The sequence below is a fragment of the Microbacterium sp. B19 genome, from assembly GCF_000333395.1.
Lineage (GTDB): Bacteria > Actinomycetota > Actinomycetes > Actinomycetales > Microbacteriaceae > Microbacterium.
Genome location: NZ_BADA01000072.1, coordinates 1 through 900 on the forward strand (window position 1 = coordinate 1; position 900 = coordinate 900).

Consider the following 900-nt stretch of genomic DNA (forward strand, 5'->3'; position numbering starts at 1 on the left):
GAGCAAGCGTTTGGAACGGGCGTTCGCAAAGCGCGGGATCACGTTCCATCTGGGCAAGCGGTTCTCGTCGATCACGGAGACGGCAGCGTCGGTGACGGTCAGCCTGGATGACGGGACGACCCTGGATGCCGATTACGTCCTTGTCGCCGTCGGTCGCGGTCCCGCCACGGCGGGCCTGGGCTTCGAGGAGGCCGGCGTCCGCCTCGAGCGCGGTTTCGTGCAGACCGACGAGCGCCTCCGCACCACCGTCCCGCACGTCTGGGCCGTCGGCGACATCGTCGCCGGTCTGCAGCTGGCCCATCGCGGATTCGCGCAGGGCATCTTCGTGGCAGAGGAGATCGCCGGCCTCGCTCCCGTGCTCGTTCCCGACATCGATGTCCCGCGCGTGGCGTATTCGCATCCCGAGGTCGCCTCCGTCGGACTCACGGAGGCGCAGGCGCAGGAGCGCTTCGGCGCTGATGGCATCCGTGCCTACGAGTACAACCTCGCGGGCAACGGGCGCAGCGAGATCATCGGCACGTCGGGCATCGTCAAGATCGTCCGACGCGTCGACGGTCCCGTCGTGGGTGCCCATCTCGTGGGCGATCGCGTCGGCGAACTCATCACCGAGGCGCAGCTCGCGATCGGGTGGGAAGCCCACCCCGAGGACATCGCACCGTTCATCCACGCCCACCCCACTCAGAGCGAAGCACTGGGCGAGGCCTTCCTCGCACTGGCCGGCAAGCCGCTGCACGCACTCTGACCCCTCAGCCGTCACTAAGCTAGACACCGCATCCGGTACGAAGGAGACATATCCATGAGCACTTCCGTCGTCCTCCCCGCTCTCGGCGAGAGCGTGACCGAGGGAACGGTCACCCGCTGGCTCAAGCAGGTCGGTGACACCGTCCAGGAGGACGAAGG

2 protein-coding genes are annotated in these 900 nt (G+C 67.7%); both read left to right on the plus strand.

Annotated features, from left to right (window positions below; all coding sequences use genetic code 11):
- On the plus strand, positions 1–742 hold a 742-nt coding region (locus I5G_RS02535), incomplete at its 5' end, for an FAD-dependent oxidoreductase (RefSeq protein WP_022877651.1).
- Positions 743–796: 54 nt separating this feature from the next.
- The coding region (locus tag I5G_RS24365) for a biotin/lipoyl-containing protein (protein WP_148286378.1) at positions 797–900 on the plus strand (104 nt) is incomplete at its 3' end.